This is a genomic window from Pseudomonas eucalypticola (assembly GCF_013374995.1).
Lineage (GTDB): Bacteria > Pseudomonadota > Gammaproteobacteria > Pseudomonadales > Pseudomonadaceae > Aquipseudomonas > Aquipseudomonas eucalypticola.
This window is the reverse complement of record NZ_CP056030.1, coordinates 5,281,807-5,298,959: the sequence shown is the minus strand read 5'-3', so window position 1 is coordinate 5,298,959 and position 17,153 is coordinate 5,281,807. Positions and strand designations below refer to the sequence as shown.

The following is a 17,153-nucleotide window of genomic DNA, read 5'->3' as shown; positions in this document are numbered from 1 at the left end:
GCTACAGGGCGCCCTTGAGCTTGTGCAGCAACGGCCGGCCCAGCATCAGCACGAATACTGGCCCACCGGCCAGTAGATAGAAGTAATACGTCACCACCCGCCAGATCAGAATCGCCGCGGCTGCCGTGGATTTACCCACCATGGGTGCCAACAGCGCCGCCGAGGTCAACTCCGCCGCCCCCGCGCCACCCGGCAGCAGGCTGAATTGCCCGGCACTGAGCGACAGCATCTGGATCAGGAATGTCCATGCCCAATCCACCTGCGCGCCCAATCCCCGCAGCGCCAGGTAGAGCACACTGTAACGTATGGCCCAATGCAGGCAGGTCAGGCCGAACACTTTGACCAGCGTTGGCCATGGCAGCTTGAACGCATCGCTGAAGGCTTCGAGAAAGTGCAGCAGTTTGCGTGCCCAGCGTCGCCGTTTGCCAGCGCTGACCCCCAGCAACCGCAGCAACCGACCATTGCAACGCAGCACCTGCCGATGCCACCGCACTACGGCCATTCCCAGTGCCAGCCCGCCGAGCATCAACAGAGCGCTGAGGGTCAGCAACCATTGCAGGCTATGGTTGAGGTGATGAAACAGTGCGTAGAAAAATATCCCGCCCAACGCGCATAGAAAGAACGCCAGGTCGCTCAACTGGTCCATGGCGAACACCGCGCTGGCGCGTGCCGGCCTGACCCCATGGCGACCCAGCAGCGCCAGCAGGGTCAGTGGGCCACCGCTGCCGCCGGGCGTGGCGCAGATGGCGAACTCCGTGGCCATCACGGTACCCAGGCACCGCCGCCCGCTGAGCCGGCTGGCCATGGCGCCCAACAGCAGCCTCAGGCGCAAGGCATTGATACACCAGCACAGGCCGATCATGGCGAACATGGCCAGCCACACAGTGGCGGGAAAGCGTTGCAACTGGCCGAGCATCTCGCTGCCCCCCAACCACAGGGGGATCAGCACCGCCAGCAGCAGCGCGGCTGCTAGCCAGAACCAGCGCTTCATGCCGCCTGGCGCTGTTGCGCCTGACGTTGCAGCCAGGCGAACTTGGTCATGGGCGCTCGGCCTTGCTCCAGCAAGCGAGTGAGGGTGTGCAACCAGTATTCGCGGGAATAGTCATGGCGCATGTCCACCGGGTGCAACCCCAGGCGTATGCACGGCGCCTGCTGCCATTGCTGCTGACGCCAGTCGCTGATGACCTTCGACAGCCCGCGACGCCAGGCGCTGCGCGCACTCCATACCAGCCCAGGTGCCGACACCTGGGTGAAATCCGGCAGGCGGTACAGGTGCTGAGGGTCGCTGGTATAGGCCAGGGGAAGGCGCTTCAATGCCTGGCGGGTGCCCTCGCTCATCAGCCAGGCGGGGGCGACGAAGCCTTGCACGGGCCAGTCATTGCGGGCGAACACCTCAAGGCCAGCCTCCAGGCGGACCAATGCGTCGGCCTCCGACAGCCCATAGAACTCACCCTCCCAGGTGTACACCCGGCGCATGAAGTAGTCCCGCGGGGTATGGGGCATCGGGCCATCATCGGCGTGATAAAAACCGTGCAGGGCCAGTTCGTCGCCACGGGCCAGGCGCATGTCCATCATGCGTCTGAAGGCCGGGAAGTTGTGCACATGGTTGTGGTGGTGGAAATCAGGCACCACCAGCAAGGTCATGGGCACATCGCCCAAGGCATCGACGGCATCGACAAAGGGTTTGTAGTCTTCCCAGCTCTGTGGGGAAACATCATGCAGTACCAGCATCACTTCAGCCATGGCGTGCCACCTCATGAGCGGTGCCGAGCACCGCGCGATAGTGTTCCAACAGGCCGGTCACCACTGTGTCCCAGGCGTAATGGCGTTCGGCATGCCGGCGGGCGCGGCTGCCAAGGTCGGTGGGGCCCTGGGTGAAAAGCTCGCGCACGGCGTCGGCCATGGCCATGGGATCATTGGGGCGGCACAGCAAGCCGCAGTCGGGGTGGACGATTTCGCTGAAAGCGCCGGCATTCACCGCTACCACCGGAATGCCGCTGGCCATGGCCTCCAGGATCACCAGGCCGAAGGTTTCCTGGTCGCCAGCGTGCAGCAAAGCGTCGGCGCTGGCCAGCAAGCGGGCCAGTTCATGGGCCGGGCGGAACTGCTCGTACACGCTGACATTGCGCGGCACATTGGCCGGCATGTGCGAACCCACCAGCAACAAGTGGTATTTGGGGCCCAGGCGCTTCATGCATTGCAGCAGCACGGGCAAATTTTTCTCCTTCGAGCCCCGCCCGGCGAAAATCAGCAACCGAGTGTCCTCGCCAATGCCCAGGTTGGCCTTCAGCCCTGGGTCACGCCGGCTGGGGTTGAACGTGGCCAGGTCAACGCCAAGGCGCTGCACATGCACATTGCCGACGCCCAGGCCGCACAGCTTGTCGGCCATGACCTGGCTTGGCGCCAGCACCCGGTCAAAGTTGCCGTATAGCTTGCTGACATAGGCTTCGACATTGGGGGTGAACCAGTTGCCCATGCGGTTGCTCACCAGCAGTGGCAGGTCGGAGTGATAAAAGCCGATCACCGGTACGTCCAACTGCCGGCGTGCATCCAGGGCAGCCCAGGCGGTGAGGTAAGGGTCGCCCACTTCGATGAGGTCGGGCTGCAGGTCTTTGAGCACGTTGCGCCACGGCGCCAGGCGCAGCGGGAAGCGGTAGCCGTTGCCAAAGGGCAGCGCGGGGGCAGGCACCTGATAGACGCCGTTGTCTTCGTTCAGCGCCGGCCCGGGAATCAAGAGGCTGTGGCGTACACCGGGTGTCACCTTCAGGCGCCGGTGTTTGGCATCAAGATAGGTTCTCACGCCACCGCTGGCGGGGGCGTAGAACATGGTGATGTCAGCGATATGCACGATCGGTATCCCTGCGCAGTGTCATTCCCTTAGGTTGACCGCTGGCAGGGGCAGTTGTTCGATCCAATCGCGCCCGTGAAGCGCGGGCGCGATTGGCCAGGCTCAGATGCGGAAGCTGCCCACCAATTGCTTGAGGCGCGAGGCCTGCTGTTCCAGGTCGGAGCAGGCGCGCAGGGTCGACTGCAGGTTCTCGATACCCTCCTGGTTAAGGGTGTTGATCTCGTTGATGTCCATGTTGATCGAGTCGACCACGGCGGTCTGCTCCTCGGTGGCGGTGGCCACCGACTGGTTCATGCCGTCGATTTCGCCGATACGCACGGTGACGCTGCCCAGGCGCTCACCGGCCTGGTTGGCGATCGACACGCTGTCCTGGCTGTGGCGCTGGCTTTCGCCCATGGTGCTGACCGACGCGCGGGCGCCTACCTGCAGTTCTTCGATCATGTTCTGCACCTGCTGCGCCGACTCCTGGGTACGGTGGGCCAGGTTGCGCACTTCGTCGGCCACCACCGCGAAGCCGCGGCCGGCCTCACCGGCGCGGGCCGCTTCAATGGCCGCGTTGAGCGCCAGCAGGTTGGTTTGCTGGGAGATGCTGGTGATCACTTCGAGAATCTGGCCGATGTTCACGGTCTTGCTGTTCAGGGTCTCGATATGGCCGCTGGAGGTACTGATCAGGTCCGACAGGCGGTTCATGGCCTGAATGCTGTTCTCCACCACTTGCTGGCCTTCTTCAGCCAGGCGGCGGGCACTGGTGGCCTGTTGCGAAGCCTGCGCGGCATTATGGGCGATTTCCTGGGCGGCGGCGCCCAGCTGGTTGATGGCTGCGGCCACGCTGTTGGTGCGGTTGGCCTGTTCGTCGGAGTTGAGCATCGACGAATTGGAGGCCGACACCACGCGCAGGGCTACTTCGTTGACCTGCTCGGTGGCCGAAGACACTTCGCGAATCGAGCCATGGATACGCTCAACGAAACGGTTGAACGCCCGGCCCAGCAGGCCGAATTCATCGTGGCTGTGGATTTGCAGGCGGCGGGTCAGGTCGCCTTCGCCCTCGGCGATGTTTTCCATGGCGCGGATCATGGTGTTCAGCGGGCCCATCAGCACGCGTATCAGCATGCCGAGCAGGGCAATGATGATGGCCACGGCGACGAAGGTAGCAATGATGGCCGAGGTGCGGAACTGGCTGAGGGCAGCGTAGGCCTTCTCTCTGTCCACAGAGAGCCCGATGTACCAGTTCACCGATGGCAGGCCTTTGACCTGGGCGAAGGTGACGATACGGGTCTGGCCGCCTATCTGCACGTCATGCAGTTTGTCGTCGATCACCAGATTGGCGCCCGGCGCCATGTCCTGGAGGGTTTTCATCACCAGGTCGCGGTCGGGGTGAACCAGGATCTTGCCATCGGAACTGACCAGGAAGGCATGGCCCATGCCGCCGAAGTCCAGCGAGCGGATGATCTTGTCCATGGTGTCCAGGCTCAGGTCACCGCCTACCACGCCGAGGCTCGTCGTGCCCTTGTTGGCCGCCTGCACGATGGAAATCACCAGCTTGCCGGTGCTCATGTCGATATAGGGTTCGGTCAGGAACGCACCGTTGGTGGCCAGGCCGCTCTTGTACCAGGGACGCACGCGGGGGTCATAACCGGCCGGCATGGTGGTCACCGGCTTGTTGTAGAAGTGCCCTTCGGGGTCGCCCAGGTAGATGTTCAGGAAGTTGTTGAGCAGTGTCGGCTGTTCCAGCACATGGTAGACATTGGCAGGGTCCGGGTTGAGCTGGATGTTCTCCGCCACGTTCTGGACCAGCAGGATGCGCCCGCCCAGCCATGCGCTGATGTTGGTGGACGTCACGTCGCCCATCTCGTGGAGGTAACTCTCCAGGTTCTGGCGAATGGCGTTGCGCTGCAGGTAATCGTTGTACAGGGTGAACAGCGCAAAAGCCGCCATCACGATCAGGGAGGCGGCGATGAGAATCTTGTGGCTGAATCTCAGGTTTTTAGTCATGAGGCATACGATCCGCTAAGGTCTAAATCAGGGCAGGGAGAGTTGAGCAAAGCCTTCATCCCTTAAAGGCGGGGGCGAGCTGTTTTTCGATTTGTTGGGACTTGCGTACAGGCTATCGACCAGGGTCGGGGAAAACTTGAGCGAGGTGGTGAAATGGCGGATGTTCTGCAACTGCTTATCGGTGCAGACCTGGCGGGGCAGCCCGTTGGCCAGCAATTGCGCCTGGCTAACCGCCACGGGCTGATTGCCGGTGCTACCGGTACCGGCAAGACCGTCACTTTGCAGCGCCTGGCCGAAGCGTTCAGCGATGCCGGCGTGGCGGTGTTCGCCGCGGATATCAAGGGCGACCTGTGCGGCCTGGGGGCAGCGGGCCAGCCTGGCGGCAAAGTGGCCGAGCGCATTGCCGGCATGCCCTGGCTGGGACACCGGCCTCGGGCCTACCCGGTCACCTTGTGGGACGTACAGGGGGCCAGTGGCCACCCCTTGCGCACCACGCTCAGCGAAATGGGCCCGCTGTTGCTTGGCAGCCTGCTGGAGTTGACCGACAGCCAGCAGGCGGCCCTGTATGCCGCATTCAAGGTGGCCGACCGCGAAGGGTTGCTGCTGCTGGACCTCAAGGACCTCAAGGCGTTGCTGGGTTACCTGCGCGACAACCCCTCCGTGCTGGGTGACGACAGCGCGCTGATGACCAGCGCTTCAAGCCAGGCCTTGCTGCGGCGCTTGGCGACCCTGGAACAGCAGGGCGCCGAGGCCCTGTTCGGCGAGCCGGCGTTGCAGTTGGCCGACCTGCTGGCGCCGGCCGCCGACGGGCGAGGGCGTATCCACCTGCTCGATGCCAGCCGCCTGGTACATGAAGCGCCGAAGGTGTACGCCACCTTTCTGTTGTGGCTGCTCGCTGAACTGTTCGAGCAGTTGCCGGAGCGCGGCGATGCCGACAAACCGTTGCTGGCGTTGTTCTTCGATGAAGCCCACCTGCTGTTCACCGGCACACCCAAAGCCCTGCAAGACCGCCTTGAGCAGGTGGTGCGGTTGATTCGCTCCAAGGGCGTGGGAGTGTATTTCGTGACTCAGTCGCCCACCGACCTGCCGGACAACGTGCTGGCTCAGCTTGGGCTGCGGGTGCAGCACGGCCTGCGGGCGTTCACCGCCAAGGAGCAGAAAGCCTTGAAAGCCGTGGCCGATGGCTTTCGGCCCAACCCGGCCTTCGACAGCCTGGCGGTACTGACCGAGCTGGGCATTGGCGAAGCGCTGGTGGGTAGCTTGCAGGACAAGGGCACCCCTGCCATGGTCCAGCGGGTGTTGGTGGCGCCACCGCAATCGCGGATCGGCCCGCTGAGCGAGGCTGAGCGTCAGGCTATCATCGCCGCCTCGCCGCTGGCCGGGCGCTATGACAGGCCTATCGACCGTGAGTCGGCCTACGAGATACTGCTGGCGCGCAAGTCACCCGCCGCCGAAGAAAGCGAAGCACCTGCGCCGGCGGGCACCAGCCTGGCCGACAGGGCTGGGGAGCTGCTGGGCGGGGCGGCGGGCCAGGCCATCAAGTCAGCCATGCGCCAGGCGGCCAACCAGTTGGGGCGCGAACTGGTGCGCGGCTTGATGGGGTCGTTGCTGGGGGGCAAGAAGCGGCGCTAGGTGTGGACCGCGCGCGGGCTGGGTGCTGCAGCACCGTGTCCAGGCAGGCATGAAAAAGGCGCCTGCAGGCGCCTTTTTCGTTGCAGCGGGTATCAACCCACCACTTTCGAGGACAACCAGAACAGGCCGGCCGCCAGCGCCATCGAAGCCGGCAGGGTCAGTACCCAGGCCAGCATGATGGTCTTGATGGTGCCGCCCTGCAGGCCGCTCTTGTTCGCGACCATGGTGCCCGCCACGCCGGAAGACAGCACGTGCGTGGTCGAGACCGGCAGGCTGAAGACGTTGGCCAGGCCGATGGACAGGGCCGCGGTGATCTGCGCCGACATGCCTTGGGCGTAGGTCATGCCCTGCTTGCCGATCTTCTCGCCGATGGTCAGTACCACGCGCTTCCAGCCAATCATGGTGCCCAGGCCCAATGCCAGCGCCACGGCCACCACGACCCAGAACGGCGCGTATTCGGTGGTGACGGTCAGGTCCTTGCGCAGTTTTTCAAGGTCCGACTTTTCACGCGAATCCAGCGCTGGCAGCTTGCCCACCTGGCGCGCGGTGTCGTCCAGGCACAGCAAGTAGCGGCGTACTTCTATGCGCTGCTCCGGTGCCAGCGAGTGGTAGTCCGAGACACCTTGCAGGGTACCCTGCAGGGCGGCGATGGTCGGCTCGGTCTGTTGCGGCTCGCAACGGAACTGGTCTGGCAGGTCACCGCTCTTGGCCTTGCCCAGGGCCAGGTATTCACCCAGGCTGGCTTCGTTGCGCTGGTAGAACTGGCTCAGGTGCAGGGTGGCGTCACGGGTACGCTCGATCTGGTAAGTGGTGCTGCTCAGGTCCAGCACGAACTGTGCGGGGACGATGCCGATCAGCACCAGCATGATCAGGCCGATACCCTTCTGGCCGTCGTTGGAACCGTGCACGAAGCTCACGGCCATGGCCGAAACCACCAGTACCAGGCGGTTCCAGAACGGTGGGTGCTTCTTGGAGTCGGTCTTTTTGCGCTGCTCCGGGGTCTTGTGCATGTTGGACAGCGGCCGCCACCACTTCAGGCCCACGAGAATGAGCGCTGCCAGCACGAAACCCACGATGGGCGAGACCACCAGCGAGGCACCGATGTCGATCGCCTTCTGCCAGTTGATGCCGTTGCCCAGCGGGATATGGTTGAGGAGGGCATTGGCCAGGCCCACGCCCAGGATCGAACCGATCAGCGTGTGCGAGCTGGACGACGGGATGCCGAAGTACCAGGTACCCAGGTTCCAGGCGATGGCGGCGGCCAGCAACGAGAACACCATGGCCAGACCCTTGCCGGTGTTGACGTTGATCAGCAACTCGACCGGCAACAGGTGAACGATCGCATAGGCGACGCCCACACCACCAAACAGCACGCCCAGGAAGTTGAAGGCACCGGAGAAGAACACGGCCAGGTGAGGCGGCATGGCTTTGGTATAAATGACTGTAGCGACCGCATTGGCGGTGTCATGAAAGCCATTGATGAACTCGAAAGCCAGGACAAAAGCGAGCGCCAGGAAAAGGCTCACCAGTACCCAGGCGTCGACTCCGTGGAATAAATCAATCATGAAGGTTTTCTGACCCGGTCATAAGGGGGCGCGATTATGCCAGAAAACCCCGGAAATCGATGCCCCGGCAGCCGATCGGTAACAATTTTCAACGATTTGGTCAGGTCGACAGGGTGCTCCCCGCCACAGCGGGCAGGTGGGTGGAGGCCGCGGAATATCGGGCTTTGGTGCCCGAAAGGGGGGCTCGGCAGGCGGTTTTCAGCCCCTCGAACAAGCGTATGAAATTTTCCGCCATGCCGCTGTCATCAACCGTCAGGGGGCGTTCCAACCCTTCGGCCAAGCCATCAGAGTGCCTTCGGGCCTCAAGGTTCCTCGCTATGCAGGTCCTTTTCGATCTTCTGCAATTCCTGGGCGAAAGCCTGGTCCAGCAAGCTGGCGCGTTTGCGCCACGGTTTGCGTTCAGGTTCCGGTTGCGCAGCGTAAGTGGTGACTTCGCCGCCGTAAACTTCCTTGTAACGTTGTTCCTGGCGCTCAAGTTCCGCGCGCAGTTCATCTTTCGTCACATTGTTACCTAATGGTTCCGATCATTCCGGTGATGCGCACTGCCTCGCTGGCAGGCGGCCACGTCACCAGAACAGGGGGCTGTCGTAGCAACAGTCTGGTTATCGTTAACAGTGCCGGGCGCGATGCCTCGGCAGGCCGGGCGGCGCCAGAGACCGGCCGCCACGGAAACGTGCTCGTCAGTGAACTAAACTGTCACAAGCGTCACGGGATTTATTATAGCAACCCGCGCTGATAACACTATTGGCGCGGCAGTTCCCCCACGACTTTAAGTGTGCATTTTGTTACTGGCCGCCGAGCACCGCCGAGCAAGATCCCGGCGGTAAAAATGAAAAACGGCCTCGCCCCGGGGCGAGGCCGTGCCTGAGACTTCTTTGGTGGGTACCTGACCAGTCTCTCCAAGAAGCCACATTGGTGGCAGTGGAAAGGTATAAGCAACCCGGCAAATGGTCAATTGCGATTATCGGTCGATGGTTCGATAATCGCCCCTGAGGAATGCCTCGTCGTACAGATTGACCATGCAAAGGACCCGGAATGAACGATCAACTGCGCAATTCATTCACCTCATTGGCCCCGCCGATCGTGGCGTCACCGGCCAAGCGAATCCAGGCGTTCGCCGGCGATCCCGATTTCATGACCTCGCTGGCCCGCGGCCTTGCCGTGGTGCAGGCGTTCCAGGAGCGCAAGCGCCACCTGACCATCGCCCAGATCAGCCACCGTACCGAAATCCCTCGCGCCGCCGTGCGCCGTTGCCTGCATACCCTGATCAAGCTGGGCTATGCCACCACCGATGGCCGTACCTATTCGCTGCTACCCAAGGTGCTGACCCTGGGGCATGCGTACCTGTCGTCCACGCCGTTGGCCGTTACCGCGCAGCCGTACCTGGACCGCATGAGCGAGCAATTGCACGAAGCCTGCAACATGGCCACGCTGGAAGGCGATGACATTCTGTACATCGCCCGTTCGGCGACGACCCAGCGCCTTATTTCCGTGGACCTGGCCGTGGGCGGGCGGTTGCCGGCCTACTGCACGTCCATGGGTCGCATCCTGTTGGCGGCCCTGGACGACGTATCGCTCAAGGACTACCTGGAACACGTTGAACTGCAGCCCAAGACTAGCCGCACTCTGACCACCACCGACGCGCTGCTCGAATGCCTGCAATTGGTTCGCCAGCAAGGTTGGTGCATCGTTGACCAGGAACTGGAACAGGGCCTGCGTTCAATCGCGGTCCCGGTGTATGACGCCTCAGGCCAGGTGCTGGCGGCGTTGAACGTCAGTACCCATGCCGGAAGGGCCAGCCGTACCGAGCTGGAGCAGCGCATTCTGCCGATCATGCTCAATGCCAGCCGCGACCTGAGCGCGCAGTTGTTCTCCTGAGCGACGTCGTGTTGCTGTTCGATAAACGCACAGATATGCGTTTGTCGAATTGCGCCGTTTCGCGGCGCTGATTAATGTCGCCCGCACAGGCCGAACCCGATTCGGCCTTTTCCAATAATAAAGTGCGAGAGGTTAACCTCATGACCCCCTACCGTTTCGCGGACCACCCGCACGTCAGCCCGCAGCGACAACGCGGCGCCTGACCCCCGTTTCACCGCTATCTTTTTGAGTATGCAGGTCCGATACCGGCATACGTGCTCCTGCGCGTCTTTTGCGGAATAAGAATAATGAATCGTCCACACGCTGCTGTAGGGAACTGCCTTGATGTGCAGTCCTTTATCAACACCCAGCCCCTGTCGCGTTACCAGTGGCGGGTGGTGATCCTGTGTTTCCTGATTGTCTTTCTCGATGGGCTGGATACCGCCGCCATGGGTTTCATCGCCCCGGCGCTGTCCCAGGATTGGGGCATCGACCGCGCCAGCCTGGGCCCGGTGATGAGCGCCGCGCTGATCGGCATGGTATTTGGTGCCCTGGGCTCCGGGCCGCTGGCCGACCGTTTCGGCCGCAAGGTGGTACTGGTGGGCGCCGTGCTGTTGTTCGGCGCGTTCAGCCTGGCTTCGGCCTACAGCGGCAACGTTGACCAATTGCTGGTGCTGCGCTTCCTCACCGGGCTAGGGTTGGGTGCGGGCATGCCCAACGCCACCACGCTGCTGTCCGAATACACACCTGAACGGTTCCGTTCGCTGCTGGTCACCAGCATGTTCTGCGGCTTCAACCTGGGCATGGCTGGTGGTGGTTTCATTTCCGCCAAGCTGATCCCGGCGTACGGCTGGCACAGCCTGTTGCTGCTCGGTGGCTTGCTGCCGATCGTGCTGGGCGTGGTGCTGCTGGTGTGGCTGCCGGAATCGGCGCGTTTTCTGGTAGTGCGCAACCGCGGTACTGACCGTATCCGTCGCACCCTGGCGCCCATAGCGCCCGCCGTGGTGGCCGAGGCTGGCAGTTTCAGCGTGCCGGAGCAGAAAACCGTGAAGGGCCGCAACGTGTTGGCGGTGATCTTCTCGGGTACCTACAGCGTGGGGACCCTGTTGCTGTGGCTCACCTATTTCATGGGCCTGGTGATTGTCTACCTGCTCACCAGCTGGTTGCCCACCCTCATGCGTGACAGCGGCGCTAGCATGGAACAGGCCGCCTTCATCGGCGCGCTGTTCCAGTTCGGCGGTGTATTGAGCGCGGTGGGCGTGGGTTGGGCCATGGATCGGTTCAACCCGCACAAGGTCATTGGTACCTTCTACCTGCTGGCGGGTGTGTTCGCCTACGCCGTGGGCCAGAGCCTGGGCCATATCACGGTGCTCGCGACCCTGGTGCTGGTGGCTGGCATGTGCGTGAACGGCGCGCAATCGGCGATGCCGTCCCTGGCCGCACGCTTCTACCCCACCCAGGGCCGCGCCACTGGCGTATCGTGGATGCTGGGCATCGGTCGCTTCGGCGCCATCCTGGGGGCCTGGATGGGCGCGACCCTGCTGGGCCTGGGCTGGAACTTCGAGCAGGTGCTCACGGCGCTGGTGATCCCGGCGGCGCTGGCCACCGCGGCGGTCATCATCAAAGGCCTGGTCAGCCACGCCGACGCTACGTAAAGACTGTATGTGGAACGGGCGAGCCCGGGAAGGACATGCCCCGCAGTGCCCATGGCAGCGCGGCATTCGCTTCCCAGCTTCGCCTGGTCCCAGTGCGGACCAGGGATGCATAGCAAGGTAAGGATTGGTTCGGTGATCGCCCAAAAGGTCGATTATCGGATTGTTTAGCGAAATTCGGCAGCTTAATCTGCTACCCATTCTGGCGTGCCCCTCGCGCCTTTTTTATTCCGAGCGGTCACCGCTCACGGCCAGATCCAGGAGAAGCTTGATGCGTGAAGTATTCATCTGCGACGCGATTCGCACCCCCATTGGCCGTTTCGGTGGTGGTCTCTCCACTGTCCGCGCCGACGACCTGGCGGCAGCGCCCATCAAGGCCCTGATCGAACGCAACCCGCAGGTCGACTGGACCGCCGTGGACGAAGTGTTCCTGGGCTGCGCCAACCAGGCCGGTGAAGACAACCGTAACGTCGCGCGCATGGCGCTGCTGCTGGCCGGCCTGCCGGAAAGCATCCCGGGTGTGACCCTCAACCGCCTGTGCGCCTCGGGCATGGACGCGATCGGTACTGCGTTCCGCGCCATCGCCAGCGGTGAAATGGAACTGGCCATCGCCGGTGGCGTTGAATCCATGTCCCGCGCGCCGTTCGTGATGGGCAAGGCTGACGCTGGGTTCTCGCGCAACATGAAGCTGGAAGACACCACCATCGGCTGGCGCTTCATCAACCCGCTGATGAAGGCCCAGTATGGCGTCGACGCCATGCCGCAGACCGCCGACAACGTCGCCGATGACTACAAGGTCTCCCGCGCCGACCAGGACGCGTTCGCCGTGCGCAGCCAGCAGCGGACCGCCGCCGCCCAGGCCGCCGGCTACTTCGCCGAAGAGATCGTGCCGGTGCGCGTGGCCCACAAGAAGGGTGAAACCATCGTCGATACCGACGAGCACCCCCGCGCCGATACCACTATCGAAACCCTGGCCAAGCTCAAGCCGGTGAATGGCCCTGACAAGACCGTCACCGCCGGCAACGCTTCGGGCGTCAACGACGGCGCGGCAGCGCTGATCCTGGCGTCGGCCGAGGCCGTGAAGAAACACGGCCTCAAGCCACGTGCCCGGGTACTGGGCATGGCCAGCGCCGGCGTCGCCCCACGTGTCATGGGTATCGGCCCGGTACCCGCGGTACGCAAGCTGACCGAGCGCCTGGGCGTTGCCGTCAGCGATTTCGACGTTATCGAACTCAACGAAGCCTTCGCCAGCCAGGGCCTTGCCGTGCTGCGCGAACTGGGCATCGCCGACGACGCCCCGCAGGTCAACCCCAACGGCGGCGCGATTGCCCTGGGCCACCCGCTGGGCATGAGCGGCGCGCGTATCGTGCTGACCGCCTTGCACCAACTGGAAAAAACCGGCGGCAAGAAAGGCCTGGCAACCATGTGCGTGGGTGTTGGCCAAGGGCTGGCACTGGCCATCGAACGCGTCTGATACAGAGCAGTCCGGTTACCCGAAATGCCCAGGAGCCTCCACGCAAGGCCCTTGGGCTTTCGGGTAATTGTTTTGTTGCAGGGGGTTGTTACGGTATATGTCTAGGCTGTACCAACCTTAACGAGTGATAAGAAGATGACAACAACTCACTACACCGGCGAAGAGCGGAGCAAACGCATCTTTGCAATCGTCGGCGCTTCCTCGGGCAACCTGGTCGAATGGTTCGACTTCTATGTGTATGCCTTCTGCGCGATCTACTTCGCGCCGCATTTCTTCCCCTCCGCTGATTCCACCGTGCAACTGCTCAACACCGCTGGCGTGTTCGCGGCCGGTTTTCTGATGCGCCCCATCGGCGGCTGGATCTTCGGCCGCGTGGCCGACCGCCACGGCCGCAAGAACTCCATGATGATCTCGGTGCTGATGATGTGCGCCGGGTCCCTGGTGATCGCCTGCCTGCCGGGCTATGAAAGCATTGGCCTGTGGGCTCCGGCCCTGCTGTTGCTGGCCCGGCTGTTCCAGGGCCTGTCGGTGGGTGGCGAGTACGGCACCACCGCCACCTACATGAGTGAAGTGGCCCTGCGCGGCCAGCGCGGTTTCTTCGCTTCCTTCCAGTACGTGACCCTGATCGGCGGCCAGTTGCTGGCCGTGCTGGTAGTGGTGATCCTGCAACAGGTGCTCAGCGAGGACGAATTGCGCGCCTGGGGCTGGCGCATCCCGTTCGTGGTCGGCGCCATTGCCGCGGTGATCTCCCTGCTGCTGCGTCGCTCCCTGAAGGAAACCACTAGCGCCGAGACCCGCCAGGACAAGGACGCCGGCAGCATCGTCGGGTTGTTCAAAAACCATACCCCGGCGTTCATCACCGTGCTGGGCTACACCGCCGGCGGCTCGCTGATTTTCTACACCTTCACCACCTACATGCAGAAGTACCTGGTGAATACTGCGGGCATGACCGCCAAGACCTCCAGCTTCATCATGACCGGCGCATTGTTCCTGTACATGTGCATGCAGCCGCTGTTCGGCATGCTGGCCGACAAGATCGGCCGTCGCGCCTCGATGCTGTGGTTTGGCGCCCTGGGTACGCTGTTCACCCTGCCGATCCTGCTGGTGCTGAAAACCGTGACCAGCCCGTTCCTGGCGTTCGTGCTGATTACCCTGGCCCTGGCCATCGTCAGTTTCTACACCTCGATCAGCGGGCTGGTGAAGGCCGAGATGTTCCCGCCGCAAGTGCGCGCGCTGGGCGTGGGGCTGGCTTATGCAGTAGCCAACGCCATCTTCGGTGGTTCGGCAGAATTCGTGGCCCTGAGTTTCAAGAGCGGGGGTAACGAGAACGCGTTCTACTGGTACGTGACCATCATGATGGCCATCGCGTTCCTGTTCAGCCTGCGCCTGCCCAAACAGCCGTCTTACCTGCACCACGATCACTGATCCAGACAGCGCGCGCTCCAGGCGGGGCGCGCGCCCTTAAGGAAGGTTTATGAGCGAGAGACCGAGCAACCAATTGTTCGATGCCTACTTCAGCGCCGATGCCATGCGCGACATCTTCTGCGACCGCGGGCGAGTGCAGGGCATGCTCGACTTCGAGGCGGGCCTGGCCCGTGCCGAAGCCAGGGCAGGGGTAATACCCGCCGAAGCAGTGGCCCCGATCGAAGCGGCCTGCCAGGCCTCTCGCTACGATTACCAGGCGCTGGGCCAGGCCATCTGCAGCGCCGGCAACTCGGCCATCCCGCTGGTGAAAATGCTCGGCAAGCAGATCGCCAGCCAGGCGCCGGAAGCGGAGCGATACGTGCACCTGGGTGCCACCAGCCAGGACGTGATGGACACTGGCCTGGTGCTGCAATTGCGCGATGCCGTGCACCTGCTGGAGGAGCGCCTGGCGACCCTCGGCCAATCGCTGGCCCGCCAGGCCGAGCGCTACAAGGCCACGCCACTGGCCGGCCGCACCTGGCTGCAGCATGCCACTCCCGTGACCCTGGGGATGAAGATCGCCGGTTGGCTGGGGGCCGTGACCCGCAGCCGTCAGCGTCTGCAAGAACTCAAGCCGCGGTTGCTGGTGCTGCAGTTCGGTGGCGCGTCTGGCTCCCTGGCTGCCCTGGGCGACAACGCCATGCCGGTGGCCGAAGCGCTGGCGCAAGAGCTGCAACTGACCCTGCCTGAACAACCCTGGCACACCCACCGCGACCGTCTGGTGGAGTTCGGCTCGGTGCTGGGCCTGATCGCTGGCAGCCTGGGCAAGCTGGGCCGCGACGTCAGCTTGCTGATGCAGACCGAAGCCGCCGAGGTGTTCGAGCCGTCGGCCCCGGGCAAGGGCGGTTCCTCGACCATGCCGCACAAGCGCAACCCGGTAGGCGCTGCCGTACTGATCGGTGCCGCCACCCGTGTGCCGGGCCTGGTGTCGACCCTGTTCGCCGCCATGCCCCAGGAACACGAGCGAAGCCTGGGCCTGTGGCATGCCGAGTGGGACACCCTGCCGGAAATCTGCTGCCTGGTGGCCGGTGCCCTGGAGCAAGCGCAACTGTTCGCCGACGGCCTGGAAGTGGACGCGGCGCGCATGCTCAAGAACCTGGACCTGACCCAGGGCCTGGTGCTGGCCGAAGCGGTCAGCATTATCCTGGCCCAGCGCCTGGGCCGCGACGCCGCCCACCATTTGCTGGAACAGTGCTGCAAGCGCGCCGTGGCTGAAAAACGCCACCTGCGGGCGGTGCTCGGCGACGAGCCGAAGGTGACCGCCGAACTGTCCGCGGACGAGCTTGATCGTCTGCTCGACCCCGCGCACTACCTGGGGCAGGCGACTGCCTGGGTCGAGCGTGCCGTGGCCGAACATTCCCGTTTTAGTGCCTGAGGAGAAACCGTTGTGGGCAAGATCCAACTCGCTGATGGTGAACTGAACTACCAACTTGATGGCCCGGCTGACGCGCCGGTGCTGGTGATGTCCAACTCCCTGGGCACCTCCCTGGGCATGTGGGACACCCAGATCGCCGGCCTGACCCAGCACTTTCGCGTACTGCGTTACGACACCCGCGGCCATGGCCAGTCGCTGGTCACCGAAGGCCCGTACAGCATCGAGCAGCTGGGCGGTGACGTGATCGCCCTGCTGGACGCCTTGCACATCGAGCGCGCGCACTTCTGCGGCCTGTCCATGGGCGGCCTGATCGGCCAATGGCTGGGCATCAATGCGGGTGAGCGCCTGAACCGGCTGATCGTCTGCAACACTGCGGCGAAAATTGGCAATCCTGACGTGTGGAACCCGCGCATCGAGACCGTGCTGCGCGACGGCCAGGCTGCCATGGTAGCCCTGCGCGATGCTTCCATCGCCCGCTGGTTCACCCCGGACTTCGCCGAGGCGAACCCGGCCGAGGCCAAGCGCATCACCGACATGCTGGCCGCTACGTCGCCCCAGGGCTATGCCGCCAACTGCGCCGCCGTGCGCGACGCCGACTACCGCGAGCAACTGGGTAGCATCAAGGTGCCGACCCTGGTCATCGCCGGTACCGGTGACGCGGTCACCACGCCAGCGGATGGGCGTTTCCTGCAAGAACACATCAAGGGTGCCGAGTACGCCGAGTTCTACGCGGCGCACCTGTCCAACGTGCAGGTAGGCGAAGCCTTCACCCAGCGCGTGCTGGATTTCCTGCTGGCCAAACACTGATTTCGAGGAGCCGTCCGTGGACGAGAAAGAACGCTACAACGAAGGCATGAAGGTTCGCCGCGCCGTGCTGGGTGATGCCCACGTGGACCGCAGCCTGACCAATATCACCGAGTTCAACGGTGAGTTCCAGGAAATGATCACCCGCCACGCCTGGGGCGACATCTGGACCCGCCCGGGCCTGCCGCGCCACACCCGCAGCCTGATCACCATTGCCATGCTGATCGGCATGAACCGCAATGATGAACTCAAGCTGCACCTGCGCGCCGCCGCCAACAATGGCGTCACCCGTGCCGAGATCAAGGAAGTGCTGATGCAGAGCGCCATCTACTGCGGCATTCCGGCGGCCAACGCCACCTTCCACCTGGCTGAGTCGGTGTGGGACGAGTTGGGCGTCGAATCCCGCGAGTGATCGCATTGGCTGAAATGCAGAAAGGGCGATGAGAAATCATCGCCCTTTCTGCGTTTTACGCTCGGGAAACGAACGCTT

14 protein-coding genes are annotated in these 17,153 nt (G+C 63.5%); 8 read left to right on the top strand and 6 right to left on the bottom strand.

What is annotated here, in order from left to right:
• Position 1: 1 nt before the first annotated feature.
• From gpgF to HWQ56_RS23625, 4 genes are all read right to left on the bottom strand, one after another.
• The gene (gpgF, locus tag HWQ56_RS23640) at positions 2 to 991 is read right to left on the bottom strand and encodes a glucosaminyl phosphatidylglycerol flippase (protein ID WP_158155595.1); all 990 of its coding nucleotides are present in this window, start codon (positions 989 to 991) and stop codon (positions 2 to 4) included.
• On the bottom strand, positions 988 to 1,743 hold the full coding sequence (gene gpgD / locus HWQ56_RS23635; protein WP_158155597.1) for an N-acetylglucosaminyl phosphatidylglycerol deacetylase: 756 nt from the start codon (positions 1,741 to 1,743) through the stop codon (positions 988 to 990). The genes gpgF and gpgD overlap by 4 nt, the downstream gene beginning before the upstream one ends.
• A complete protein-coding gene (gpgS, locus tag HWQ56_RS23630; protein ID WP_176572474.1) occupies positions 1,736 to 2,857 on the bottom strand; it encodes an N-acetylglucosaminyl phosphatidylglycerol synthase in 1,122 nt (373 codons plus the stop codon). The genes gpgD and gpgS overlap by 8 nt, the downstream gene beginning before the upstream one ends.
• 93 nt (positions 2,858 to 2,950) lie before the next feature.
• Positions 2,951 to 4,840, bottom strand: coding sequence for a methyl-accepting chemotaxis protein (locus tag HWQ56_RS23625; protein ID WP_176571917.1), 1,890 nt, complete (start codon positions 4,838 to 4,840; stop codon positions 2,951 to 2,953).
• Between the two features lie 153 nt (positions 4,841 to 4,993).
• Between HWQ56_RS23625 and HWQ56_RS23620 the strand changes: the two genes are divergently transcribed.
• Positions 4,994 to 6,472, top strand: a complete 1,479-nt coding sequence (locus HWQ56_RS23620; RefSeq protein ID WP_176571916.1) for a helicase HerA-like domain-containing protein — start codon at positions 4,994 to 4,996, stop codon at positions 6,470 to 6,472.
• Positions 6,473 to 6,564: 92 nt separating this feature from the next.
• On the opposite strand, the gene HWQ56_RS23615 is transcribed toward HWQ56_RS23620, so the two are convergent.
• Positions 6,565 to 8,037: an inorganic phosphate transporter gene (locus HWQ56_RS23615; RefSeq protein WP_158158993.1), complete on the bottom strand. Its 1,473-nt coding sequence runs from the start codon at positions 8,035 to 8,037 to the stop codon at positions 6,565 to 6,567.
• 302 nt (positions 8,038 to 8,339) lie between these two features.
• Complete coding sequence (locus HWQ56_RS23610) at positions 8,340 to 8,540, bottom strand: hypothetical protein (protein ID WP_158158991.1); 201 nt, start codon at positions 8,538 to 8,540, stop codon at positions 8,340 to 8,342.
• Between the two features lie 532 nt (positions 8,541 to 9,072).
• Here HWQ56_RS23610 and pcaR point away from each other — a divergent pair.
• From pcaR to pcaC, 7 genes are all read left to right on the top strand, one after another.
• On the top strand, positions 9,073 to 9,915 hold the full coding sequence (gene pcaR, locus HWQ56_RS23605; protein WP_158158989.1) for a pca regulon transcriptional regulator PcaR: 843 nt from the start codon (positions 9,073 to 9,075) through the stop codon (positions 9,913 to 9,915).
• Positions 9,916 to 10,202: 287 nt separating this feature from the next.
• Positions 10,203 to 11,549 carry a 4-hydroxybenzoate transporter PcaK gene (pcaK, locus tag HWQ56_RS23600; protein ID WP_158158987.1) on the top strand — a complete coding sequence of 449 codons (1,347 nt, stop codon included), beginning with the start codon at positions 10,203 to 10,205 and terminating at the stop codon, positions 11,547 to 11,549.
• Positions 11,550 to 11,814: 265 nt separating this feature from the next.
• Positions 11,815 to 13,020 carry a 3-oxoadipyl-CoA thiolase gene (gene pcaF / locus HWQ56_RS23595; RefSeq protein WP_176571915.1) on the top strand — a complete coding sequence of 402 codons (1,206 nt, stop codon included), beginning with the start codon at positions 11,815 to 11,817 and terminating at the stop codon, positions 13,018 to 13,020.
• A gap of 135 nt (positions 13,021 to 13,155) precedes the next feature.
• Positions 13,156 to 14,445, top strand: a complete 1,290-nt coding sequence (locus HWQ56_RS23590; protein ID WP_176571914.1) for an MFS family transporter — start codon at positions 13,156 to 13,158, stop codon at positions 14,443 to 14,445.
• Between the two features lie 49 nt (positions 14,446 to 14,494).
• On the top strand, positions 14,495 to 15,859 hold the full coding sequence (locus HWQ56_RS23585) for a 3-carboxy-cis,cis-muconate cycloisomerase (protein WP_176571913.1): 1,365 nt from the start codon (positions 14,495 to 14,497) through the stop codon (positions 15,857 to 15,859).
• 12 nt (positions 15,860 to 15,871) lie between these two features.
• Positions 15,872 to 16,666 (top strand): 3-oxoadipate enol-lactonase, encoded by a 795-nt coding sequence (pcaD, locus tag HWQ56_RS23580; protein ID WP_158158980.1) that lies wholly within the window; start codon positions 15,872 to 15,874, stop codon positions 16,664 to 16,666.
• Between the two features lie 16 nt (positions 16,667 to 16,682).
• Positions 16,683 to 17,075 (top strand): 4-carboxymuconolactone decarboxylase, encoded by a 393-nt coding sequence (gene pcaC / locus HWQ56_RS23575; RefSeq protein ID WP_008365528.1) that lies wholly within the window; start codon positions 16,683 to 16,685, stop codon positions 17,073 to 17,075.
• Positions 17,076 to 17,153: the final 78 nt, after the last annotated feature.